Source organism: Streptomyces sp. NPDC051020 (assembly GCF_040683105.1).
GTDB lineage: Bacteria > Actinomycetota > Actinomycetes > Streptomycetales > Streptomycetaceae > Streptomyces.
The window spans coordinates 40910-64501 of the sequence record NZ_JBFBCG010000043.1; the positions used below are offsets into that span (position 1 = coordinate 40910).

The window sequence follows — 23592 nt, forward strand, 5'->3', positions numbered from 1 at the left end:
TCAGCATGGCTCTTGGGACGGCTCTCAGCGCTGCCAAAGGAACGCGGCCTGACGGCAGGGCTGACAGTTGAAAAGGTAACCGCGGCCCCCGCCGCCGAAGTTCGCCGAGGTGGCAAAATCGTGGCCCTCCTCCAGCTCGGCCGTGAACGTCATGCGGGTGGCGCACGAGGGACAGTCGGGAGTCTCGTCACCCTGGATCCAGTCAGGCTCGCCGCCCACCCGTCCGAGGACCGGCTCCTCCGTGGGTTCGTCAGTGGGATGGAAACGCAGAGCGGTGACGGCGCCCAAAAGCGTCTCGCCCTCGGTCGGGACAACAGCCGGGATGAGCTCACCGGAGAACAGGTAGGCGCGATTGGCGCCAGCAGCGGCGTCCCAGTCGTCGCACATCCCAGGATCGTTCTGGCAGAAGAACGCCGCGACCACGCCGATGTCGAGGGGGAGATGGGCGAGGAACTGCATCGCCCCACCGCACTCGCAGCACATCGGCCAGACGAATTCACCCGGGACCAGCGGGACTCCGCCGGTGCGCGGCGCGGGCGCGTCGGCAGTGGTCTCGCCGCCGTAGATCAGAAGCATGGCCAAAGCCTAAGGTCAGCCTCTCGGGCCAGGGATCGGGGTCGGGTTTTCAGTCCGTGTGGCGACCTGGCCGAACGTCGGTATGCCGAGGCTGACGGCCGTCGATCGACGGGCCGCTTCGGGATCGAGCTGAGCCAGCTTGTCCTGGGCGCCGGCAAGGCTGACCTGCAGGCCCTCGACCTCGCCGAGCCAGCCTTCGCGCTCGGCCTCAGTGATCCGGGCGATCAGGTTGTCGCGGATGTCGGTCAGCCGTGACCGTTGGGCTGGATCAGGCCGGAGGAGCGAGCACCTGACACAAGCGTGCTCATGGATGCAGGGGGATCCGAAGGCGCGTGCGCAGGTGCCGATGGACACCTTCCGCTTCTCGAAGTGGGCGAGGAAGGCGTCCCACTCATCCTCTGTCGGGACCCGGTACTCCTCGCCGGGACGGGAGGCCCGTCGGCGGGCGATGAACGCCCGGTGGGCCTCGATCGTCTCGGCAGGACAGCACCCCGGCGCGGCGGGAGTTCCAGGTGTTGACCGCCGCGGTGCACCAGAGCAGTTCGAGGGCTTCGCCGATCTCGTCGTCCGCGACTGTCCGGCGCGGTCTCCTGCCCGAGTTTCTCGTTCCTCCGCTGAACCCGCCGCGGGGCCTGCCCCGTTGCCTTATAGAAGAACTCCTGCGGTCAGGATGATCAATGGCTGGCCCGGCCGCAGGAACGGGCGGCCGTCCTCGCACCCTTCCCCGATGTGAGGCCGGCCGCGCCACTCATTTCATTTCCGACGACCGGACAGCCGCGCCGCACAGCGCGCCCGCCGGGGAGGAAGCGGACCACGGCCGGGTCCACGGGCTCAGGGCTTCGACGGCGCGAGAACCTCGTGCGTCAGTTCCTTGGACGTGCAAGAAGACCAGCCTTTCCGCGCCATGGTCACCGACCGATGTGCATCCTCCACTTGCACGAGTCGGAGAGGTGCGATGGTTCAGTCACATGTGTGCGGTCACCGCATCTGAGTCTCCACACCTGCTGCACCATGGCTTCTGTCGTCCCGTCACGACAGATCCAACTGCCGGACCCGGCAAACTGGATGCCTGCACCCGTCACGGCATCGCGTCACGGGCGAACCGGAGGGGAAACGCGTGAGCTCGAGCAGGATCCCGGGGTTCGCGGTGGCCTCGGCCACGGCGGTCACCGCTGTCGGACGCATCGTCTGAATTTCCTCGGGCAACAGCGCCGAGGCGACGCTACTGGGACCTGTTCTCGTATAGCTACGACGAGCGGACATGTAGCGCTGAGTGATGCTCGGGGCTGGACCGGGGGCGAGGGCTGGCGGTACAGCGATTGGCGGTGGCGGCGGTTCCGTTTCGAGCTCCGCTTATCGGACTTCCGGCGTGCCTGATAGTGCGTCAGGGTGGTGCCGCAGTAAATGCCGGATTGACTGCGGCGGAGTCTCTACGGTGATCTTCGCGACCTGCGGCGGGGCATTCCAGCCGCAGGGGCGAGGTGTACGCATTTACTGCGGCAGATACCTGGAGGCGGGACGGACGTGACGGTCGAACCAGTGACCGAGCTCCGGTCCGGGGCGCGCTCCGCCTGCCGCGCGCCCGGCTCGTACCGCTGTCCGCCCCGCCCGCGTCGTACACCGCGGCGGTCGAGCGGTACCTCACCGGCGCGGGCATCGCGAAGTCCTCCGCGCGGAGTGGATTCACTGGCAGTCCGGCACCGCCCAGCTCCTGCCCCGACTGATCGCCCGCCGCACCCGCGGCCCGCTGTTCCTCACCGACCGCAAGGCCCCAGCCGGAACGCCGACGCTCGACGTGTGCCCCGAGACCGGCCGGGCCCGGCTCTCCTACCGGCGGGCCGAGGAGATCTTCGAGGAGAACACCCGGCTGCTGGCCAACCCGCTCGCCTCGCCGGAGGACATCGAGGACCTGGACGGCTGGACGCTGCACCGGCTATGCCACAGTGCGCTCACCCACGACGCAGAGGGCGGAACCTCCACCCCGATGCTACTGGCCCGCTCCCGCCACGCCTCCGTCCGCTCCCTGAAGCGGAATGCCCGCCCCAGCGTCGACGCAGTCGCCCGGCACGTCGCGGAGCGCGACCCCGCCGGACGTCGCCGGACGTGAAACCCTTCATTTGCGGCGGGTGGCAGCGCTCTTGTCACCTTGACCGACCACAGCCTCTGCCATCATCGCGTACGGCACCATCGCGTCCTCCCACCGAGCGGGTGGCATCGGCGAGCGTGGGGGCCTGCTCGCAGTACCGGTCCAGCACGTGAGCGATGGTCGGGGAGGTCCGCCTACCAGGCCAGTGGTTCGCCATCACGGAAGAATCCGCCGGTGGGGCCGGAGTCGGGCAGGGTGGCAGCCCAGACGACACTGGCGGCGCCTCGCTCGACGGGTCCGCCTCCCGGGCCGCCCATATCGGTGGCGATCCAGCCCGGACAGACGGCGTTGACCAGGATCCGCTCGGCGCGCAGCTCGTCAGCGAGCTTGCGGGTGAGGGCGTTGAGGGCCGCCTTCGAGACCCCGTAGGCGGGGGTTCCGCCGGACATGTGTTCCAGGGATCCGGATTCGCTGGAGACGTTCACCAGACGGGGGTGGGCTGAGCAGCGCAGCAGCGGCAGGAACGCCTGCGCGGTCCGCCAGGCCCCGAAGAGATTGGTCTCCAGGGTGCGGCAGACCTCGTCGAGGTCGGCTGAGGCGGCGTACTGGGCGGTGTCGTAGTTGATGGCGGCGTTGTTGACGAGGACATCGAGACGCCCGAACTCCGCCTCCACGCTGCGGGCGAGGGCACGGACGCCGTCGGTTTCGGTCACGTCCAGTCGGTGTGGCAGCAGCGCGCCGGGCACTCCGGTGGCCAGGCTGACGGCGGCCTGTTCGGCATCCTTCAAGCGGCGGGCGCACAGCAGGACGGTGTAGCCGAGCGCGGCGAGCTGACGCGCGGTCTCCCGGCCGATTCCCCGGTTGGCGCCCGTGACCAGCGAAACTGGCGCGGTGGTACTCATGTGTTCTCTCCTCGGCACGGACGATCGGGACCCGAGCAGCACGTTATGCAGTCGCCCTGCGCGCACAGATCAGGCTCGAGTCGTAGGCGGGCCGCGGCCTTGGACGTAGTCCTCACGGACCGTCGCGCCCGGCGACCATCGATGTGACCTTCGCGTGCCCGCTCGGGGTCAACTTGGCGAGCTCGGCAGGCGGCCTGGATGCACGCGACCGGTCGTCGACCGAGTCCTTGCGGTGGCCCCCACACCAAACAACGCACGATGTCTTCGGTCTCCCGGCCCGGTGTACTACAGGCTGATGGTGACGGCCTCGACCCGGTGGCCGGCGCCACCGCCGTGCGGCGGCCTTGTGCGACAGGTAACAGAGCTGCTTGTCGCTGCAGGGAGGTCGTCGGCAGCGGCTGGAAGCAGGGGATGTACGCGCAGCGGCGGCACATGCCCGGCCATGTCTCCACCGTACGCCCGGCTCCGATCAGGCGGGGGCCGCCGCGGCCTGCCCCTTGGGCGCGCGCGGACGAGGCACCGTCGCTGCTGGGGCGGGCAGGTCGAGGTCGAGGCGGCTGTTCATGTCCAGCTCGAACCGGCCGTAGGGGTTCACGTGCGTCCAGAACAGCGGGGACAGCGCCCGCCGGTCGGCGTCGGTGAGCGTGTCGGCCCACTTCGGGTCGGCGAGGACCTGCTGCATCAGCAGCGTGTTGACGTGGACCAGGGCGGACTGGAGCAGGTGGAGAGCGAGCATGGACACCTCCTGGGACTCCTTGTCCTGCCCGGCGAGGTCGCCGTCCTTGCCGTGGAAGAGGTCCTTGTTCGCGCTGTTCCAGTTCTCCACGACCTGCAAGCCCTCGTGGATCTCCTGCCGCAGCTCGACGTCGGAATGGTAGTCGCAGAGATGTACGCACCGCCCGCCCGAGTTCCTCGATCGCCTGGTAGGTGGGGTGTTTCGGGCCGCGCGGGTGAAGCGGCGCAGGACCTGCTCGGCCTCGGCGGTGTCCAGGCGCAGGGCGGTGGTGTACTTGACCGGTCGAGACCCTGTCACCGGCCCTGCGTCTGCCGGTCGTTCTGCGGTACTTCTCCACCGGGATCACCTCGTACCGACAGATCGCCGAAGCCTGCGCCGTGCCCGTCGGCACCGTGCGCAGCCGGCTCAGCCAGGCACGCGCGGTGATGGCCCGGGCTCTGACCGCCACGGCGGCCGCGGCACACGAGGATGTGATGCGCCGTACGGAGGCGAGCTGGCAGGACGGCCTGCGAAACACTCGCGGCCGCCGAGCGAGGCGAGTTCGGCAAGGTGGTCAAGGACCGCCACTCCCCCGACGTCTCACTGCTGGCCGGAGGTGAACGGCTCGGCGGTGCCGACCTCCTGCTGGCGGGCATGGACTGCGACCTCTCGGCTGGCGTACGCCAGCGTCCTGTGCGCATCGTGGCCGGCCGGTCGCTGGTCGTGTGGGAGATGGAACTGATCAGCCCGGCGGACGATCCGGACCACTGTCCCCCAGGTGTCGCCTGGATCATGACGCTGGACGGCGGCCGCTTCGACCGGGTCTCCCTCCATCACGCTCCCCGCCCGCAGGCGGAGCCCGCAGTTCCGGCGACCTGAGTCCGCGCCTCTCCCCCGCCGCCGGTCACTGTGAGTCAGATCACACTCCGGCGACCGAACTCATCGCCCTCCAGAACGTCATGTCGGTGGCACAGCAACCTGCACACCACACGGAGGTCCCGATGAACTCGTCGATCGCACACAGCCACGCCTCGGTGCCCGACACCGCCCCCCTCTCCCCCGGCACCCACACCTACCGGCTGGCCGGCCTGGTGCAGCGCTACCACGTCCACGGCAGCGGCCCGGTGTGCGTGGCCCACTCCGGCGGGCCCGGGATCTTCTGGGAGTACATGCGCATGCCTGCCCTCGAAGAGCACCTGACCATGGTGTACGTCGAACCCATCGGCACCGCGAGGGACAGCCGCCTCCCCTCGCACCCGCACGGATACACGCGGGAGCGCTACAGCAGCTTCCTGGAGATTCTGGTCAACCGGCTCGGTGTATCCAAGGTGCATCTGCTGGGGCACTCGCACGGCGCGTTCGTGGCCGCCTCCACGCCCTGCATCGCCCTGACCAGTTGGCGGGACTCGTGCTGTACGAGGGCGCCCCCCGTCACCGGCCCCGAGCACGGCGCGGAGGCGGTCCGCATGGTGGAGGCATTCGCCGCGAAGCACGCCGGCCACCCGGGGCTGCCCGAGGTGATGGCCGCGTTCGGTGCGATGGGCGGCATGTCCACCGACGAGCAGACCGAGGCGGTCGCCCGAGGCGTGCTGCCGTCGTACTTCGCCGACTACTGGGGCGACGAGGAGCGCCTGGCCCCGTTCCGGGAGGCGGTGCGGGCCACGTACATCTCTGGCCTGGACGAGGACCTCACCCCTGACGCCGTCGACGATCGCACCGCCCTCAAGGAACTGGCGGTACCGGCTCTGGTCGTTGTGGGCCGGCACGACGTGATCTGCGGAATGCGCTGGGGTCTCGAACTCCACGAACTGATCCCCGACTCGCGACTCCTGGTACTGGAGAACAGTGGTCACATGGGGCACGTGGAGGAACCCGAGGCGTTCGCGGACGCCGTCCGCGGATTCGTCCTGGGGACCACCAACCCGAGGAACGGCGCCGTGTAGGACGGAACGACGACAGGTGACGTTCGTCGGCCCTGACGGGGCCGACGAACGGGAACTCCGCACCGACTTCGCTCGTCGTGGTAGCGGAGGTCTCTCGAACCGGGGTCGCGCCGCAGAAGGGAGTCCGCGTCGGGCCGGCGCATGCTCGGGGGGTCCTGCCTCAGGGCGCCGACGCCCAGATGGCCACGGAGCCGCACTGGGACCTGGGGGTCTTCGCTCCCGGCTTCTTCGGGGTGATCGTGCGCGGATCGACCGCCTCCCCCGGGGCGCCCTCGCGGTACAGGCCGTGGGGCAGGCTGTCACGGTCGTGAGGCAGCAGGAAGAACACCCGGCGTTTGTAGAGGCCGCTGTCAGGGTCCGGGGAGGCATCCTCGTCCAGCAGGGCGTATCCCACCATGCGTCCGTCACGCGCGTAGGGCGGCTTGGTGTTGCGTCGCCTTGTCTTGTCCAGCGCCTGACGGACGTAGTCGAGCTGTTCGAGGTTCTCCAGCCACACCACCTCGGCCTCGTGGATGAGGTCGCTCTCGGTCAACAGCGAACTCATGGCTGCAGCCTCTCCTTCGTCGGCGTACCGCCCGGCCATGGGCATGGCGGGTCATCTGTCCGTGTCACTCCGGTCCGCTCACCGCCAGGTGACGGGCCGCCCGGTGAGGACCACCGCATCGGGGGGGGGCCTCCTCACCATCGTAGAGCGCCCTACGACCACGGTGTAGGCCGCGTGCTGGAGAGAGCAGAGGCACGACAGCCGTCATGGGCGCTCCAGCAGTGCGATGCCCGGATAGTATTTTCGGCCGTTCGACTTGATCATGTCGGTAGGAGAGGCAACCCCCACCTCCTGGCGGACTCGGTTGGCGAAGGCCCGAGGAGTCCCGGGCCTGATCCCCTCGCCTGCGTGACACCAGGAGCTGTACTCCGAGTAGAGCAGCCCCTGTTCCACCCGCAGGTCCTTCCCTGAATCACCGTCGCGCGTGCAGCACTCGGCAAGGAAGCGGCCGATGTGATCCTCGGTGGTGGCGTAGGCCGTGGTGGCGATCCGGACCCTGTCGGGGCCCTCCAGCGGGTCTCTGGTGCGCAGATAGCGCTGTGCCCCTTGGATGAGCCACTGCAGGATCCCCGGACCCTCGTCCCGGACCAGCTCGAATGCGAGGTTGTCGATCCTGCGGTGTGCTGGAACCGTGCGGGTGAAAGGCAGCAGGCGGATGCGTCGCCAGAACGCGAAACCGCCCGTGGACACCTCCGGGCGGTGGTTGCCGAGCAGCCACAGATGATGGGTCGGGGTGAACGAGAAGTAGTCCTGCCGCATACGACGGGCCTTGATCTTGTCGCCACCCGTCAGGAGCCGGACGCGCGCCTCGTCGAACTTGTCGTTCGGCTTCAGCTCGCTGCAGACGATCAGGCGGCGCCCGTGCAGTTCGGTCAGCTCCGTGGAGTGCTCGGAGAAGGCACCACGGTCCATCAGAAACCCTGGCGGGGCGGCGTCCGCGTAGTCACCGAGGATCTGGATCATGATGTCGAGCAGTACGGACTTGCCGTTCTTTCCCTCACCGTGCAGGAAGGGCAGTACCTGGGCTCCCACGTCGCCCGTGATCGAGTAGCCGAGCAGCAGGTGCAGGAAATCGATCATCTCCCGGCCCTCGTCGTCGTCACCGAAGGTGTCGGCGAGGAACCGGTGCCAGCGAGGTGTCTCCATGCTCTGGGGGGCGACGCTGGTCGCCCGGGAGTGGAAGTCACGGGTGGGATCGGGCTTGCGCAGGTGCCCGCTGTGGAGATCGACGACACCGACAGGAGTGCACAGGGCGTAGGGGTCTCCGTCCAGTCTGTCGGGATCCACGGAGATGTCCGGCGAGGCCTTCGCCTGAGTCAGGAGGGCCTTCAGCCCGGTCGTGGACAAGGTACGTCGCTTGTGCTGCGCAAGCTCGCGGTCGCCGAAGACTCCTCGCGGGTCGGTGGAGGCCATGTCCTCGGCCATCTCTCCAGCGGCCCACAGCGCGGCCTTCTCCCCTCCCCCGCGCTTCCACCGGTAGCCGTCCCAGGCGAACCAGCCCAGACCTTCGACATGACGGAACTGGTCGTGATGCAACTGCACGAAGAGACGCGCGTTTCCCCGGTCAGAGAGAGAAGGAGGCACCAAGGGAGCAGGGAAGGGGGAACCGCCCATGGGAGTGGGCGCAGGAGCGCTTACGGAGCCCTGGGCGGGCAGACGGGCGGGACCGGCGACCAGCTCCGCCGACTCCAGGTCGAGCATCTGCTGAGCGGCGGCCTGCGGATCGAAACGCGGCGAGCCTTCGGCACTGCTGCTCATGGACGTCCTTTGAGGTGGAGAGGGCGGACGGACCCTACGGCAAGGGCGTCGTCGACGATCTTTTCATTCCGGGATTGTTGCCAAGGGCGGGCGTAGTGGGCGACACGTATAAGTCGGTCACGAATGGCAGCTCGGTCCAGGTGCCCTGCGCCGACCAGCCCGCCGGCGGTATAGGCGGCTCGATTGAGTTTCTCCGAGAAGCCCGTACCTTCCGGGGCGGCAGCACATTCCGCGACCAGCGCGATCAGAGGATCGATGAGTTGGTCGGCAAAAGCGGCGCGCCGCCGGCCCCGCGGCTCGGGAGCCGCGGTCACGACGTGATCGACGGGGAGCTCGGGCTCGATCACGTGATGTGTGCGACGGAGCTCGCGCTGGAGCCACTCGGGCAGCACCGCGGGGTGACGCGCCGTGCCCTCGGCACGATAGACACCCTTCGGCGTGCGGGTTCCCGGAGCGACGATGTAGCCGCCCTCGGCACGGACGTCCACCTGCCACGCAAGGGCCGTGCGCCGTGCGGACCCGGTCGAACACCTGTACCTGAGGGAGGGGTCGGCATTCCGATACCAGACATGTAGGCCGCCCGAGGGGGTACGCACCCGCAACGTGTCCTCGTCCTGAGCTGGAGAGGTTTCTCCCCGATAAGCCGCCAGCAAGGCCAACGTGTCGAAACCTGAGGCCAGGCCGTCGAGCTGTACTCGCTCAGGGATCGGGATACCTGGAAGCAGCTGTCCTCGGGAGGGGACCTCCGCCTGGTGTGCGTCGATGTCGATGACGACGAGCCCTGCGGGGCCGCAGGCGACTCCCACTCCTGAGGAAGGGGTTTCACCCCACCAACGCTCGATGAGGCCGGGATCGGTCGTGGCCGCATGGAAACCGTGACAAGGGCGGCCTGCGGGCAGGCAGGGGCACGACGCCGGTTCGTGCCTGGGGCCCGTGCCGCAGGCGGTGCAGTTTCGGACAGGTGTCTTCCGCCCCGGGGTCAGGGGATGAACCGGCCAACCTCTAGCTGCACACCACCGGGCGACAGCCCGCGACGACCCAGGCACGGCGCTGACTTCACTGTCGTGGCTCTCACGTTCGCGCGCCACAGGAATCGTCCTTGTCACTTCTGTCTGCCCGATCACTTCACACACCTGACGTGGGCGGCCGCCTCCTGGCAGGGACCGAAGAGACCCTGATGCGAGAAGAGTCTAAGGCTCGCCGTCGAGAAAAAGAGTCTGCCTGACCCGCGCGCCGTTTCTATCAGTTCGGTGGGTCCCTTGGGTCCCTTGGGTGGGGGCTTGCCCTCACCCAAGGGGCTGGAGGGACTGAAGAGCTAGGTGAACCTTGCCCGATGGGGGGCGAGGACAGCTGCCGGGAGCAGTCGAGGGACCAAGGGGCCAGGGACCAGGGGTGAGGGGCTGTGCATCTGCGCAGTCCCTCACCCGGTGGAGCGCATCATTGCAGGTCAGAGCCATTCGCTCACTCTTGCCAGGGACTGTAGGGACTTAACGTCGCCATTATGAGCTGTACTAGATGCATGTTCATATACGCACGCGCGTACGAATATATCTCTTGTACGCGTCATAATAGTGAAGTTGAGTCCCTACAGTCCCTCTCGGAATTGCCTCCGAGGCTTTGACCTGCCCAAACGCCGAGGGTCCAACCTCAGGGACCAAAAGGCGCAGTCCCTCCAGCTCCGGGGTCGGCCCCTGTCAGACCCTTGGATCCCTCCCCCGCACCGCACAAAACGGGAACCGCGGCCGGCTTTCGGCCACTCCCGGGAGGGGGCGTGACTGAACCCTTTCGGTTCCTGTTGCCGTTGCACGGATGTGCCCCAACGTTTCTCTTGCCCCAGTGGCGAGGTGTGCAGCTCAAGCGATACGTTGCTCCGCCCACAGGAAGCCTTGATGGGCCTTTGAAATGTTTTTACTATGAGAGACTCACACCGCTCTCCCGGTGCTGGTCAGAGTCGGTGCCCCCGCGCATTCGAGGATCTTGAACAGTTGACGGCCGACCGCTCGTTTCAGGCACCGTTGTGCGGGTGTGACCAGCTGATTGCGCAGCTCGGCCTGTTCATCGTCAGGGGCGGGCCTTGGAGTCCGCGCACTCGCCGTTCCTGGCGATGCCGGACCGCCTGGCCGACATCGTCTCCGGACTGCTCTGAACCGCGACGGAGCCGGTCGGTCGACATTCAGCAGCCATGACGGACCGACAGACAGAGCCCGGCGCCGCCCGCCACGGGCCACGTCAGGCACGGAGTGTGCCCTTTGTAGTCCGGGCCCCGTGCCGCACGAACGGGCATCGCTGCCCGGTCCCGGGTGACGCGCCCGCCGCACTGACGGCGTCGCCGATAGCGGGGGCCCGGTACCTCCTGCCCGCACGGCGTGCGTGGTGGCCGGCAGCGGCACGATGCCGCCGGAGCTTCTCCGGCGGTCGGAGTTCGGCGATCGCGTACTTGCGGGCGTGCGGAGTGTGCTCTGTGGTCAACCTGGACGACGGATCGCCGACCTCTCCCCCGGCGAGGCCAAGCCGACGTCCGCGACGCCGCGATCATCGCTGACGCCGCCCGCACCATGCCCTGCGCGCCATCAAGCTCACCGACGAGACCATCGCCGAGCTGGAGATGATCGTAGGCTTCGACGACGCCCTCGCCGGCGAGGCGACCCGCATCGCCAACGGCCCGCCCGGCCTGCGCACTCAGATCCCCCGGCACCTGGAGCGCGTGCTGGGACCAAGGCTGGACCACCCGGCCGTCCTCGCGCTGCTGGAGCACTTCGGCTCACCGGCTGCCCTGCGCAAAGCCGGACGCCGCCACCTGCTGAACATCGCCAGGCCCAGAGCCCCGCGTCTGGCCGAGCGCCTGGTCGAGGACCTCCTCAGCGCCCTCGACGAGCAGACCGTCGTCGTCCCAGGCCCCGACGCAGCCGCATTGATCGTGCCGAGCCTGGCCGGCACCTTGCGAGCCGTCCTGGACCAGCGCAAGCTCCTGGAGAAGCGGATCCAGAAGCTGCTGGACGAGCACCCGCTCTCGAAATACCTCACCGCCATGCCCGGCATCGGCACCAGGACCGGCGCCCGTGTCCTGATCGACGTCGGCGACGCGAGCGCCTTCCCGACCGCCGCCCACCTCGCCCTCCTACGTCGGCCTCGCCCCCGCGACCCGCAGCTCCGGCTCATCCATACGCGGCGAGCAACCCTCCCGTCGCGGCAACAAGCAGCTGAAACGGGCATTCTTCGTGGCCGCGTTCGCCTCTCTCAACGACCCGGCCTCCCGCGCCTCCTACGACAAGAAGATCAGCCAAGAAAAGCGCCACACCCAGGCCCTCCTCTGCCTGGCCAGACGCCGGGTCGACGTCCTGTTCACCCTGCTCCGCGACGGCACCTTCTACGAACCCCGGCCCGCCGGGTCAGCCTGAATCGCCGAGAGTCCGCCTTGCTTCAGCCCACAGCTGCTCGAACTCCTCAGCGGAGATCTCGGCTGCCTGGGGCTGGTCCTGCCAGCCGTCCATGGGGCCCTCGGCGAGAACGCCGTACTGCCGCTCATAGCGGCACATGGCCGCAAGGTCGGCATGATCACGCAAGTGCAGCACCTCCGCCAAAGATGCAGCTACCACCGGCCGTGAATCCTTCCCCCGGACCTCAACCTGACGCGCCGTCCAGCTTTCGTCATCGGCCTCGAAGTACAGCCACAGGTCTTCGTCTTGGTAGTAGGTGCGGAACCAGGTCGTCATGTCGCGATCCTGACCCACGACCTTGACCAAACCCATAGGTGCACCCCCCCCGACTGGCCTGGGAGATATGTACGGGCGAGCACTGGTGGGCGACGAACGGCCGGTCAGTCCCATGTTTGAGACGCGGCCGTGCCGCGTTTCCGGCCTGTACGCCTCAGGGGCGAGCGCTGCCTCGCCCGGGACAATAAGAAGGGACCATGCCCGAACTCACTGTTCCGGCGGCCCCCGACAGGGCCGTGCGCGAGGTGCTCGGGCACGGCGCGCACGGCGTCGCCGTCGTCACGGCCGACGGGCCGACCGGCCCCATCGGTCTCACCTGCCAGTGCTTGATCTTGTCGAAGACGGCCCGCAGCCTTGGTTCTCCGTTGGGCAGCGGCTTGTCGAAGACCTTCTTCCCGGCAGGCCGTCGTCGTCCCCGAAACCGGCACCCTCGACATTGTGGTCCCGTCGCTGGCCCGCTCGCTCGCCGCCGTCCACGAGCAATGGCGCTCCCTGGAGAAGCAGATCGAGGCCTTGCTGGAGGCTCACCCTCTTTCCCAGGTCCTGACGTCGCTCCTCGGCGTCGGCGTCAGGACCGCCGTCGTCCTGCGGGTCTCCGCCGGCGACGAAACCTTCTACGAACCCAGAACCTCACGCGTCACTTGACCAAAGACGTAGAGGCACTCACCTTCGTGGGCTATTACGGCGTAATAGGCGAAGTCTTCGCTGGTCCGATGAAGCATCTTGGCAAGCGGGCGCCCCTAGAGGTGCCCGGTCAGTCTGTCCGCTGACCTGCTCGGCTTCGTGCCCGTCCCCTTGCCTGGCCAGTCGGGCAGGTTGTGGCCGGTCAGTACGACCGGCTATGAGGGCAGGGCGGCGACCGCCTACCGTGCTTCGCCACCGCGAGCCCGCCCATCCCCCGAACATTCCGGTTGCCGCTTGAGCTGGATGTGTGGTTGACCCCGTGCTGAAGCACGCTCCGTGGCATCTCCGATCTGTGAAGTGACAGCAGCCGTCCGATGCCGACTCCGTCGAGTTCGCTGATGGGCGGGAGAGGATCGCTGGGGCCTTGAACGCGCTGGCCTGTGTGCATGAACAGCGCGTCCTCGTACGGGCGTCGATGCGGTCACCGTTCTCGTTGTCGGCGCCGGCGGCGTCAGCCCGGGCTTGCCGCCTGGTCAGCAGCATGGGCCAGGTGCCGTCGCGCTGCCGGCGGTGGAAGAGTCCCTGGACCGCCTGTCATGGTCGTACTCCCGCGGCAGATCCCTCCACGGAGCACCGGTCCGCCCTCGCCCCCCGCCACCGGATTCCATCGATCAGCTTCTGACGGCCCACCAGCGGCCTGTCCAACCTCGCGCCCGGCAGCAACGGCTCCAGCACCGACCACTGCTCGTCGGAAAGATCCCCTCGCCCACATCAAGATCATCACGATGGGGGACGGCGAGCCGACTTTCAGAACACGGGCCTGGGCAGCTGGTCGACCAGCCCAGCACGGTCGCTCCGGGCCTCTCCCGCCGTGGGGCCGGACCCGGCGCGGACCTATTACGGCGTAATAGGTCCGCGCCGTTGATCATCCTTCCTTCGTAGCAGCGCGAGAGCGAATCAGAGTCTGGGAAGCAGGACCGCTGGGGCAGGATGTCGGCATGAGGCATCGGCGCTTGTGATGCCGGACGGCGGAGAAGGTCCTGATCTCGGTGCGGCCCGATCCGCGCAAGAAGTTGCCATCCCGTCCGACCCGTATGGATGCGTTCAAGCCGGTGATCGACCAGATGCGGGCGGGCCTGGCTCCGTGCAAGCAGCGCTTCACCGTCATGTGGATCTTCGACCGGCTGGTGGACGAGTTCGGCGCGGACGAGGTGTCCTGCCAGAAGGTCCGGGGGCCGGCCTACGTGGCCACGCGCCGTAAGGCGGTCCGCGTCGAGGCCGGTACCGGAACCGACTCCCCCGGCCTCGCCACCACCCGCGCTCGCTCCGAACAACAGAAGGCAGCCAGCTGAACGGCAGGAAGTGCCCCACCGGCTTCTCAGCTCCTCGACAGGCGCCGACGCCACCATCCTGCACGCAGTCCACGGGCTTGCCAGTAGAGGTGAGGGCTGAGGGGAAGACTGCGGCGATCGACATCAGCGTCCACGCTGGCCACTACCCGGCCAAGGTCCGATCGAGGGCCGCGCGGAAGCCACAGCAGAACGTCCTTCGGAGTCATATGCCACCAGAGGACCACAGCACTCACAGGCCATCGCCGGATCAGGCAGAAAGCGGCCTGGCGGATCCACATACCACTGATACTCAGCCAGGGCGGCAGCCACAGCTTCCGGCCATAGCCGGTCGTCCTCCAAACCTCCAGGGTGAGGCCGATACCGGCGAGGCAGCCGTTCACCCGGCTTGTCGCAGGCCATCCCTGCCATCGAAACCCGCCCGGAGCCGCGGCCGCTCCTCCCAGCGGAGGACTCGATGCCCCTCGCAGGGGTGATCATCAGACACTGCTTCAGGCCGATCCCTGGCGCCGGCTGGGCAAGGAAGATCGGCCCATGCGCTTCAAGACGCTTCATCCATCCCCGACGGTCGGTGACACCGCGCGGCCGGTCCCCAGGTGGGCCATCCGCTCCGCCCAGGTCATACCCCTGGCTGTCCTGCCATCGTGCCTCTGGCGCCTGCCGTTCGCTTTCGACTACGAGATGGGCCAGGTCTACGCAGTCCACAAGACGTGGCACTGGTGGGTGATCCTCTACGTCTTCGGGCTCAGCCTTCTCTCCGAGGGGCTCGCCTACCTCTCCTTCGGCCTGGTGGCCGGATGGGGCGAAGTGGCTCCTTCCTGGATCCCGATCATCGGTGGCCGACGTATTCCACCGCTCGCAGCCATCGTCCCGGCCACCTTGGGCGGTCTCGCGCTGATCGCGCTGTGGGATCCGCTGCCGCTCGCCTTTCTCCACATCGGCGGGGTCCCCCTCGTCGAGTACTCCAACGGCTGGTGGAAGGCTCTTGCGGCTGCGGCCACTCTCCCGTTGATTCTGTGGGGCCCGCTTCTCCTGGCTCTGACGTACGCGTACTACCAGCGCCGTCGTGGAGAGTGACATGCGGTCAACTTGACTGTGTGGAGTCGGTGCCGTTCGCCTGACAACCGGCAGATGCTGTCGGTAGCCCTGTGCTGTGAGGTAGGCGCAGGGCGGCGGCTTGACCGACGCCGAGAGGGCCGCGCGGGAGCGGATCCGGCTTCAGGCCGTGGAACGCTTCGAGAGCGGGGAGAAGAACAGGGAGATCGCCACCGCGTTGCGGGTGAGCCTGCGTTCGGTAGAGCGCTGGCGCCGGCAGTGGCGTGAAGGCGGTGCAGCAGGTGTCGCCTCGAAGGGCTCGCCCGGCAGGCCGAAGCTGTCCGAGGCACAAGTCAAACGTCTGGAGCACGAGTTGGAGCGCGGACCGCTGGCCTATGGCTGGGAGGACCAGCGGTGGACTCTCGCACGGGTGAAGGCGTTGATCGGCCGGCTGTTCCACGTCTCCCACACCGTGGAGGGCACGTGGGTCCTGCTCCAGCGGCACGGCTGGTCCTGGCAGCAGCGGCCCGCCCGGCCATCGAACGCGACGACCCGGCTGTCGAGTTGTGGAGGAAGGAACGGTGAGTCACGAACGACCTCACCGACCGGTCCGCTGTGTCGGCCCCGGCTTCCAGACGGACCAGCGCATCCAGCCGGTGTTGCCGCCGGAGTAGCCGCATCGGTCATCCACTGCCGACCCGCTGGCTATTACGCCGTAATAGCTTCGGCGCATCACGGCCGTGCCTCACTGTGCATCTGATGCGAAGTCCGGGGCATCCCGCGGTGCCCACGGGTCGGGTCCACCTCCGGGTCGAACCGGGCGGGAGGGGGAGGAAGAGGGGGCCAGTGAACTCGGCCGACCTATTACGCCGTAATAGGTTCATGAGGCCTCGCCCGAAACCTGGAGGCACTAGCTAACGTGTCGGTGTACCAGATGATCTAGAACGTTAGTAAGGTAGCGCCATGAGTATGCCAGCCGCCTCGAACGATCGAGCCAAAGTCGTCTCCAAACTGCCGGGATGGCTTCGGCAGAACCTCAAGGTCAGAACCGCCCAACTGGGCATTGAGATCCAGATCGCCGTTGAGCAGGGCATTGCCGCCTGGTGCGATCTCGCCTCCGCCACAGCCTCGGTCGCTACCGCTGGAGCCGAGTCCTTTTCGACTTTCCTGCCGCCGGGGCAGTGGGAGGAGTTCCGAAGGATTGCGGAAGACCGGCGCGTCTCCCTGATCCAGGGGCTCGCCCAGTCCGTCCAACTCTGGCTCGACACGCACCCGACGCCCGATGTCCAGCGTCCTGAGATCACCCGGCGCATCGTCGTCTGCAACCAGAAGGGGGGCGTGGGCAAGACCGCCATCACCGCGGGAGTGGGGGAGGCGCTGGCGGAGGATTCCAACCGGCTGTTCCCCGCACGCGTCGCCAAAGCTCTGGCCATCGCGCTTCGTGCCGGCGAGCCCCAGGGCGACGCACCCGAGCACGGCAACGATCCATTCGACATCGAGAAGCTGCCCGGCCGCGGACTTCACGTCCTGCTGGTCGACTTCGACCCTCAGTGCCACCTCACCAACCAATTGGGCGCGACGCCGCTGGCGATGAACGGTGACAGCCTCACCAACCACATGGCCGGTGACCCGAAGGGTGAGTTGCGAGACCTGATCGTCTCTGTCGACGAGGATCACTTCGGAGGGCGGCTCCATCTGCTGCCCGCCTGCCACGATGCCTTCCTCCTGGACGTCCGTCTGTCTGCGGTGCGTGCTCGTGAAGCTGCCTTGGAGCGGGCCTTGATGCCGCTCGAAGCCGATTACGACGTCATCATCGTTGACTGCCCGCCCAGCCTGGGGCTCAGCATGGACGCCGCCGCTTATTACGGGCGTCGGCGTGACGGTGAGGGGCCGGGCCAGTCCGGAGCCCTCATTGTGGTTCAGGCCGAGGACAGCTCCGCCGACGCCTACGACCTGCTGACGAACCAGATAGAGGATCTCCGTAACGACCTCGCTCTCGACATCGACTACTTGGGCATCGTGGTCAACCTCTACGACAGCCGACGCGGATACATCGCCACATCGTCTCTGCAGGGATGGATCGACATAAAGGATCCGAAGGTTGTCGGTCTCATCAACGACCTGAAGGAACAGAAGGAGGCCGTCCGCATGAAGCAGCCTTTGCTGAGTTACGCGCCCTCTTCGCAGCAGGCCGTCGCCATGCGTGCACTGGCCCGGGAGATTTCATGAGCAAGGCCGATCAACTGGGGAACGGACGCTTCGGAGGCAGTGCCCGGCCACTCAGCGCCCGCCGGGCCGCCATCGGAGCCGCCACCGGTGTGCCGACGGAAGGGGTGGCCCCTCCGGCCCGACTCCCGATCGTGCGGATCAGTCCCAACCCGGAGAACCCTCGTACCAAGCTGGGCGACCTCACCGAACTGGTCGGCAGTCTCAAGGAACATGGCCAGAAGCAGGCCGTCACGGTTATGAACCGTGACGCCTACGTCAAGGCCAACCCGTCGCGCGCCGATGATCTCGACCCCGATACCACCCACGTCGTCGTGGACGGCAGCAGCCGACTGGCGGCGGCTCGGGAGGCGGGCCTCACTCATCTCAACGTCATGGTCGACGACGAACAGGGGAGTGACGGCGACGCCATCCTTGAGTCCGCGCTGGTCGCCAACGTCCACCGCAATGACCTCGATCCCCTGGATGAGGCACGCGCTCTACAACGCCTGCTCGCCATCCACGGCTCGCAGGTCAAGTTGGCCAAGCGGCTGAGCAAGTCACAGGGTTGGGTTTCCCAGAGAATCGCTCTGCTCAATCTGACTCCCGAACTCCAAGCAGTCGTCGGGGAAGAGCCGGTCGAACTTCTGCGCTCGGTCGCCAAGGCACCGCAGGACCGCCAGGAGGCTGTCCTCCAGGAACTCAAGGCGGAACGAGCGCGCAAGGAAATCGAGCGGCGGACACCTCCACCGGTCGTGCCCTCCGAGAAGACGGAGCCGGAAAACGCGGCCGCGTCCATCCCCTCCGCTTCCTCCGCTTCCTCCGCTTCCTCCGCTTCCTCCGCTTCCTCCGCTCCCTCCGTTCCCTCCGCGAACGTCGGAGATCTGGAGGACCACGAGGAGCGGGACGGGAGGAACCAGCCGGATGAGAAGGATGAGGGCGAGGGTCCGGAGGCCGTGGCGGCCGGTCAACCGGCTGCGACTGTTCCGCCGACCCGTGTGCCCCAGCGCGAGGCACGGAGCAGCTCATCCAACGGCGACGTCGTCAATGCCCCGACGAGGACAGTCATGGCTCGTGCCGAGCGTGCGCAGGCCGACCCGGTCGAGCGGGTGGAGACTGTCCCCGATCCGCGAGCCGCTGGGGGAGAGGCCTCAGACACCGACGAGGGCAGGGCCGAATCGAGGACCACTCGACAGCTCCCGTACGACGACGGAGCGTCCGTCGCCATGCACCTGATCCAGAGGATGAGCGAGACCGAGTTCGACAGGATGCTCAACATCCTCAACAAGCATCACAGCGAGCGTGGCGGGACTCGAACCAGCGCTCTCTGAATGACTATGCCTGTGGTCGGCACGAGCACTGCCTCGCGCCGACCACAGGCATAGTCATTACCTCCGTCGAGGGTCATGAAGAACCGGAGGCACGGCCAGGATGACCGCCACCCAGCTGCTCTACGCCTCGCACCCGACTGACCGCTCGGGTGCCGCGCTGGAGACCGCAGCTCAGCCGGCCAAGCTGGTCGGCATGGCGCAGCCCGTCTTCGCGCCAACGCGTAAGCAGATCCCTGATCGGCGACTGGGGGAGCGGGTCGTTGTTCCACTTCGGCGGGCCACCTGAGACGCTCCGCGGATCGCGCCGTATGTACATCATGTCAATGATTGCTGTGTCGTCCGGCGGGGGAGTGGCCCCCCGCCCGCCGCTTCGACCTGGTAGTCGGAGCCGACGGCATGCACTCCACCGTGCAGCGACTGGCGTTCGGCCCGGAGGCGGAGTTCTTCCGGCACAAGGACCGCTACTTCGCCTTCGCCGACTCCGACGCCGCGCTCGGTGAGGACCGATGGGTCACGATGTTCAACACGCCAGGCCACATGGCTGGCATCTACCACCGGGACCTGTCCGTCCACAAGCGGCTGGTCAGCGAGGCATTCGGACACAACGCGACCTGGCGGACCAGGGAACTGCTCGACTCGGCCCTGGCCGACCCCGAGTTCTACTTCGACGCACTCGCCCAGGTGCACATGCGGTCCTGGTCCAACGGTCGCGTCACGCTCGTCGGCGACGCGGCCTGGTGCGCGTCCCCGGCCTCGGGCGCGGGCGCGGAGCTCGCCCTCGTCGGCGCGTACCGCCTGGCCGGCGAGCTTGCCACCGCAGGAGGTGATCACCACAAGGCCTTCGCCCGCTACGAGGCCGCCCAGCGTCCGCTGGTCGACAAAAAGCAGCAGATCGGACCCAACGTCCGCCTTATGGTCCCCAAGACCGCTGGCGGCAAAGGAGCGGCGTCACGGACAGGAGTCCGGGGCCATCGCTGAATGAGCAGGAGGGTGAGTGTCGGCAAAGGACGGCGGGCTCAAGCGGTCAGCGCATCTGGGGTGTGTGCAGTTGCGGTACAGGATGTAGCGCCGAGAACAATCATGCTCGGTATCACAGCGAACGGTCCCGGTGTGGGCCTTCGGGGAAAGGTCGTTGAGCCCGCCACCCCGACGTCCTGGGCGCCCAGCGCGAGGAACGCGCCCGCGTCCGCAGCGAGAAGGGCATCCGATGGGGCGGCCGCTGACTGCCGACAGCGGCCTGACCCCTACCCTCCCCACACTCCTGGGCACAGCATCAGTGCGAAACCGCCCACTGCACCCCGCGATGCCGCGGCGTCTTGATCTCGTCCAGTAGCGCCACCCCAGATCCGCATGCGATATCCGATCCTGTGTACGAGGACGGTAGGCGGGAGGTGCCCGGTTACTTCAAGGGAACCGGTTCTATCGTCGAGGTATGAGCGCGCGCCTCTGAACGCCGAGATGTTCGACCCGCACTGCAGCCACCACATGCCTATCCGGGTCGGTGACAAGTGGAGCGGCATGATCCTGCGTTGCCTCGAGGACGGCCCTCGCCGGTTCACCGAGTTGAAGGTGCCGCTCACGGGCGTCGCCCCGAAGGTGCTGACCGAGACGCTGCGTGCGATGGAGCGCGACGGTTGGCTCACGCAGACCGCGTACGACGAGAACCCGCCGCGAGTCGAGTACGCCCTCACCGAACTGGGGCGTTCGTTGCTTGGCCCGATGGACGTGGTCTGCGCCTGGGCGCGCGAGCATCTCGACGAACTCCCGCGCATCGAGGAGCGCGCGCACCCGGCCCAGTGCCCCTCCCGGCAAGCCATTTTCCCGTCGCAACCCGGTGAACGTTCGCGGTCAGAGCAACTAGCCACGCTATTCGAACTGTTTGATTCTTCGCTCAGAACGATTCTCCCGAGAACGGGTCCGACGACTGAGGAGCGGTTTTCGTGTCCGAGCGTTTCTGAGAGGCGTCCACGGCCGCCTCAGGCGGCGGCCGACAGGTGGGGCACCGCCGAGCAGCTCGGCTTCGCGCTGCCATAAGTTCGCGCTGCCATAGGGAGGTCGTCGTCTGGTCAGGGCTGTCTCAAGGGCCGTCGGGCACCAACGGGAAGATGCCGACGGACCGGGCGGGAAGCCCACGGACTGGTCGGCGATCGCGAGCCGGAGCGGCAGACGGGGCACGCGTGGGCGAGGGCCTCGTAATCCTGCGTCTTGGTACCGGAGGGCACGCTCAGGCAATGGGATCGGCGGAACCGGAGCGTCGCCTCACGGGCGTCGGCCCAAATCTGTCGCGGCCATCACAGGGTCTCCGCCCTGGTGATGGCCTCCGGCAACTGCCCCGCGTCATGGCGGCGTCCGGTCTCGCGCCGCGCCTCAGGAGTCGGTCCACCTCCGTCCGTGCCGCGAGACGGCGCATCGGCGGTGTGCTGGACATGGGGGAGTAGTACCAGGTCCGGGGGCACCGTCCGGAACACCCCATGAGTATCGCCGGACTGGCCGGTCAGTCCCTGCGGCTCGAGGGGTTCGAGCACACGTGTGCTATCGAACGAGGGCACGTACAAATACGTGACGGATACGGCCACAGAGAGAAAGGTGGCGCCACTTTGACAGGTGATGCAGGGGGCCACCACGGTTACATCACCTCCTTAAATGGTGACGCAGGTGTCCTGGTCAGGAGGTGACCGAAGACCTTTTGACCAAGATGGGGAGCAACAGTCATGGCAGTCAGCTACACCGCCGTTGTCGACGTCGACGGAGAGGGCAGGAACGGCGGTCACGTCCGCTCCTCCGACGGCCTGCTGGAGACCAGCCTCGCCCTGCCAAGGAGCTCGGCGGTGCCGGCACGGCGACCAACCCCGAGCAACTCCTGGCCACCGGATGGGCAGCCTGTTTCCTCGGCGCCCTTCGCCGTGCCGCCTCCCTACGCAAGATCCGGCTGACCAGCACCACCATCACGGCCGAGATCACCCTCACCCACGGCGACGACGGCGAGTTCTCCCTCTCCGCGATCCTCACCCCCGTACTCGGCGGCGTGGACCAGGCAACCGCCGAGGAGCTCGCGCACGCTGCCCACCAGATCTGCCCGTACTCCAAGGCCACTCGCGACAACATCCCCGTCACCATCACAGCCGCCACCGCCTGATCCGTCCCCCCGGACCGCGGGTCCCGTGTCCCCTCCATGCCCCTGCACGGGACCCGCCCCTTCTCTGCCACACCCACACCACCTGCCGAAGAGCGAGGGCAGGACATGGGCCCGACGACGCACACACACGCAGCGCACCCCGGACACCCTTGTTCCGTCCCCGGCAGTGTCGTCCCTGCCTCCGGCGCGCAGCCCTGCCGGGGCGCGGCATGCTCCGAGGAGCGTGCACGGCCGACCCACGCGCAGGTGTGGAACTGGGCGGAGAGCGCAGCACTCTTGGGATACGGGCCGCCCGACTCCAGCTTCCTCTGACGGGCGAAGTCGCGTCGGCCCACAGGAAAGGGCCGGCCCCGTGACGCCCGCGGGTCCGCCGTACCCGGGCGGGGCGGCCGGGTGGAGACCCGAAGCCCCCGCCGCCCGGGCGGGCGACCGCACTACGACGGGAACGTCAGCGGTGCCGGCCGTGGGGCGTGAGGGCGCCCTCGACGGCGGTGGCCATCGCCTTCTCACCCGTGGCATTGGGGTGCACCGGTGCCGCCGGCGTCTCCGGGGCGAAGGTCTCGATCCACCGTTCGCCGGTCGGCTTGCAGAGATCGTGCCCGACGCTCGGCGTGTACGTGTTCACGTGCTGCGCCCCGCCGCGCCGCGCCTGGCGGGCCAGCAGGGCGTTGAGCTCCTTCTCCTTGTCGCGGAGCCAGGCGAAGTCACCCCCGGCCAGCGGTACGCTCCGGCTGGTGCAGCCCACTCCGTCGTCGGGGAAGAGGCCGGGGTAGCCGACCACCACGACGCGGGCGTGGGGCGCGCGGCGGTGGATGCCGCGCAGCACCTGCGCCACCTTCGGCCCGGTCTCGGCGATCGCGTCCGTGATCTGGTCCGTGCCGGTGCCCGTGTAGTGGGTCCGGCACGGGGCGCCCGCCGGGTTGCCGGACATGAGCTGGACGCAAGTCCCCAGCACCGTCGAGAAGCCGATGTCGTTGCCACCGATGGTGAGGGTGACCAGGTCGGTCCCCCGGTTGAGGGCGTCGAGCTGCGCCGGCACACCGTCGGTCTGCGGGGCGGTCATGTCGGCGGTGGTGGCCCCGGAGCAGGTGACGTCCGTCAGCGTCGCGGACCGCGACCGTGCCACCAGCGAGGGGTAGTTCTGGTCGGAGCGCAGGCAGGTCGCGTCGACCTGGGTGGGCACGAACGGCGCGGAGGCGTACGAGTCGTCGAGAGCGACATAGTCCACCTTGTGCCGGCTCTCCGTGGCCGTGCTCGCCGCAGCCGTTCCGGCCGGGGCGAGGGCCGCTGCGGAAGAGAGCAGTGCGGCACCCACCGTCAGCACGCGTCCCGCGCGGGAGGTGGGAAAGAGTCTTCTCAAGATCTGTCCTTCCGTGGTCGGTCGATGGCCTCCGCCCGAAGCGCGTGGGCAGTCGCATGCCACGTCCGGTCGACGCAGTGGACTGCCGTACAGGCGCATCTGATGGAAGGCGGAGTGCCCAACCTTCACACGTATCCGGAGACCGTCAGGTGCCTGGGACTGCGGTAACGAATTGGTCACCGATGTCGAACCGGGCCGACGGGACACCTCACGAGGCCGCATGGCTTAGGACCGACCGGCACATGGGGAGTGGGAGAAGGAGCGGGGCTGGGTGCGTGCAGCTGCAAGGCGGAGGAGGGAGGCAACACAGAGGGG

Annotated in this window: 22 protein-coding genes and 5 pseudogenes; 16 read left to right on the forward strand and 11 right to left on the reverse strand. The window is 67.9% G+C overall.

The window, feature by feature from the left end:
- Positions 1-24: 24 nt before the first annotated feature.
- The 3 genes and pseudogenes from AB0N06_RS23145 to AB0N06_RS23155 form a co-directional block, all read right to left on the reverse strand.
- On the reverse strand, positions 25-576 hold the full coding sequence (locus AB0N06_RS23145; protein ID WP_366136582.1) for a hypothetical protein: 552 nt from the start codon (positions 574-576) through the stop codon (positions 25-27).
- 15 nt (positions 577-591) lie between these two features.
- Positions 592-930: a hypothetical protein gene (locus AB0N06_RS23150; protein ID WP_366136583.1), complete on the reverse strand. Its 339-nt coding sequence runs from the start codon at positions 928-930 to the stop codon at positions 592-594.
- Positions 931-1057: 127 nt separating this feature from the next.
- Positions 1058-1165, reverse strand: a pseudogene (locus tag AB0N06_RS23155) (site-specific integrase); the annotation flags it as partial.
- A gap of 1206 nt (positions 1166-2371) precedes the next feature.
- Between AB0N06_RS23155 and AB0N06_RS23160 the strand changes: the two are divergent.
- Positions 2372-2683, forward strand: a complete 312-nt coding sequence (locus AB0N06_RS23160) for a site-specific integrase (protein ID WP_366136584.1) — start codon at positions 2372-2374, stop codon at positions 2681-2683.
- A 173-nt stretch (positions 2684-2856) separates the two neighbouring features.
- Here AB0N06_RS23160 and AB0N06_RS23165 read toward each other — a convergent pair whose 3' ends face one another.
- Positions 2857-3564: an SDR family oxidoreductase gene (locus AB0N06_RS23165; RefSeq protein WP_366136586.1), complete on the reverse strand. Its 708-nt coding sequence runs from the start codon at positions 3562-3564 to the stop codon at positions 2857-2859.
- Between the two features lie 469 nt (positions 3565-4033).
- Positions 4034-4597 (reverse strand): Tn3 family transposase, encoded by a 564-nt coding sequence (locus tag AB0N06_RS23170; protein ID WP_366136587.1) that lies wholly within the window; start codon positions 4595-4597, stop codon positions 4034-4036.
- A 44-nt stretch (positions 4598-4641) separates the two neighbouring features.
- Between AB0N06_RS23170 and AB0N06_RS23175 the strand changes: the two genes are divergently transcribed.
- The 3 genes from AB0N06_RS23175 to AB0N06_RS23185 all read left to right on the forward strand — a co-directional run bounded on the left by AB0N06_RS23175 (position 4642) and on the right by AB0N06_RS23185 (position 6222).
- Positions 4642-4899 (forward strand): sigma factor-like helix-turn-helix DNA-binding protein, encoded by a 258-nt coding sequence (locus AB0N06_RS23175; protein WP_366136617.1) that lies wholly within the window; start codon positions 4642-4644, stop codon positions 4897-4899.
- Positions 4850-5158 carry a hypothetical protein gene (locus AB0N06_RS23180; protein ID WP_366136589.1) on the forward strand — a complete coding sequence of 103 codons (309 nt, stop codon included), beginning with the start codon at positions 4850-4852 and terminating at the stop codon, positions 5156-5158. Before AB0N06_RS23175 ends, AB0N06_RS23180 begins: the two co-directional genes overlap by 50 nt.
- 122 nt (positions 5159-5280) lie before the next feature.
- On the forward strand, positions 5281-6222 hold the full coding sequence (locus AB0N06_RS23185; protein WP_366136590.1) for an alpha/beta hydrolase: 942 nt from the start codon (positions 5281-5283) through the stop codon (positions 6220-6222).
- Between the two features lie 160 nt (positions 6223-6382).
- Here the strand turns inward: AB0N06_RS23185 and AB0N06_RS23190 are convergent, their stop codons facing one another.
- From AB0N06_RS23190 to AB0N06_RS23200, 3 genes are all read right to left on the reverse strand, one after another.
- The gene (locus AB0N06_RS23190) at positions 6383-6766 is read right to left on the reverse strand and encodes a DUF6009 family protein (RefSeq protein ID WP_366136591.1); all 384 of its coding nucleotides are present in this window, start codon (positions 6764-6766) and stop codon (positions 6383-6385) included.
- 204 nt (positions 6767-6970) lie between these two features.
- The gene (locus AB0N06_RS23195) at positions 6971-8524 is read right to left on the reverse strand and encodes a phage/plasmid primase, P4 family (RefSeq protein ID WP_366136592.1); all 1554 of its coding nucleotides are present in this window, start codon (positions 8522-8524) and stop codon (positions 6971-6973) included.
- Positions 8521-9657, reverse strand: coding sequence for a bifunctional DNA primase/polymerase (locus AB0N06_RS23200; protein WP_366136593.1), 1137 nt, complete (start codon positions 9655-9657; stop codon positions 8521-8523). The genes AB0N06_RS23195 and AB0N06_RS23200 overlap by 4 nt, the downstream gene beginning before the upstream one ends.
- Before the next feature lie 1342 nt (positions 9658-10999).
- Here AB0N06_RS23200 and AB0N06_RS23205 point away from each other — a divergent pair.
- Positions 11000-11922 (forward strand): annotated as a pseudogene (locus AB0N06_RS23205) (IS110 family transposase); the annotation flags it as partial.
- Here AB0N06_RS23205 and AB0N06_RS23210 read toward each other — a convergent pair.
- Positions 11914-12273, reverse strand: a complete 360-nt coding sequence (locus tag AB0N06_RS23210; protein ID WP_366136594.1) for a hypothetical protein — start codon at positions 12271-12273, stop codon at positions 11914-11916. The pseudogene AB0N06_RS23205 and the gene AB0N06_RS23210 sit on opposite strands and share 9 nt — an antisense overlap.
- Positions 12274-12642: 369 nt before the next feature.
- Here AB0N06_RS23210 and AB0N06_RS23215 point away from each other — a divergent pair.
- From AB0N06_RS23215 to AB0N06_RS23260, 10 genes and pseudogenes are all read left to right on the forward strand, one after another.
- Positions 12643-12825: pseudogene (locus tag AB0N06_RS23215) on the forward strand (IS110 family transposase); the annotation flags it as partial.
- Positions 12826-13955: 1130 nt separating this feature from the next.
- Positions 13956-14213 carry a hypothetical protein gene (locus AB0N06_RS23220; RefSeq protein ID WP_366136595.1) on the forward strand — a complete coding sequence of 86 codons (258 nt, stop codon included), beginning with the start codon at positions 13956-13958 and terminating at the stop codon, positions 14211-14213.
- A gap of 531 nt (positions 14214-14744) precedes the next feature.
- Positions 14745-15287 (forward strand): hypothetical protein, encoded by a 543-nt coding sequence (locus AB0N06_RS23225; RefSeq protein ID WP_366136596.1) that lies wholly within the window; start codon positions 14745-14747, stop codon positions 15285-15287.
- 100 nt (positions 15288-15387) lie between these two features.
- A complete protein-coding gene (locus AB0N06_RS23230) occupies positions 15388-16005 on the forward strand; it encodes a helix-turn-helix domain-containing protein (protein ID WP_366136597.1) in 618 nt (205 codons plus the stop codon).
- Positions 16006-16208: 203 nt separating this feature from the next.
- Complete coding sequence (locus tag AB0N06_RS23235; RefSeq protein WP_366136598.1) at positions 16209-17474, forward strand: ParA family protein; 1266 nt, start codon at positions 16209-16211, stop codon at positions 17472-17474.
- Positions 17471-18781: a ParB/RepB/Spo0J family partition protein gene (locus AB0N06_RS23240; protein WP_366136599.1), complete on the forward strand. Its 1311-nt coding sequence runs from the start codon at positions 17471-17473 to the stop codon at positions 18779-18781. The genes AB0N06_RS23235 and AB0N06_RS23240 overlap by 4 nt, the downstream gene beginning before the upstream one ends.
- Positions 18782-18881: 100 nt before the next feature.
- The gene (locus AB0N06_RS23245; RefSeq protein WP_366136600.1) at positions 18882-19067 is read left to right on the forward strand and encodes a hypothetical protein; all 186 of its coding nucleotides are present in this window, start codon (positions 18882-18884) and stop codon (positions 19065-19067) included.
- A 110-nt stretch (positions 19068-19177) separates the two neighbouring features.
- Positions 19178-19759 (forward strand): FAD-dependent monooxygenase, encoded by a 582-nt coding sequence (locus tag AB0N06_RS23250; protein WP_366136601.1) that lies wholly within the window; start codon positions 19178-19180, stop codon positions 19757-19759.
- Positions 19760-19917: 158 nt separating this feature from the next.
- A pseudogene (locus AB0N06_RS23255) lies at positions 19918-20004 on the forward strand (IS630 family transposase); the annotation flags it as partial.
- A 235-nt stretch (positions 20005-20239) separates the two neighbouring features.
- Entirely contained in the window at positions 20240-20815 is a 576-nt protein-coding gene (locus tag AB0N06_RS23260) for a helix-turn-helix domain-containing protein (protein WP_366136602.1), read from the forward strand.
- Positions 20816-21072: 257 nt separating this feature from the next.
- Here the strand turns inward: AB0N06_RS23260 and AB0N06_RS23265 are convergent, their stop codons facing one another.
- The gene (locus AB0N06_RS23265) at positions 21073-21306 is read right to left on the reverse strand and encodes a hypothetical protein (protein ID WP_366136603.1); all 234 of its coding nucleotides are present in this window, start codon (positions 21304-21306) and stop codon (positions 21073-21075) included.
- Between the two features lie 186 nt (positions 21307-21492).
- Here AB0N06_RS23265 and AB0N06_RS23270 point away from each other — a divergent pair.
- A pseudogene (locus tag AB0N06_RS23270) lies at positions 21493-21917 on the forward strand (organic hydroperoxide resistance protein).
- A 448-nt stretch (positions 21918-22365) separates the two neighbouring features.
- On the opposite strand, the gene AB0N06_RS23275 reads toward AB0N06_RS23270, so the two are convergent.
- Entirely contained in the window at positions 22366-23277 is a 912-nt protein-coding gene (locus AB0N06_RS23275) for an SGNH/GDSL hydrolase family protein (RefSeq protein WP_366136604.1), read from the reverse strand.
- Positions 23278-23592 lie beyond the last annotated feature (315 nt).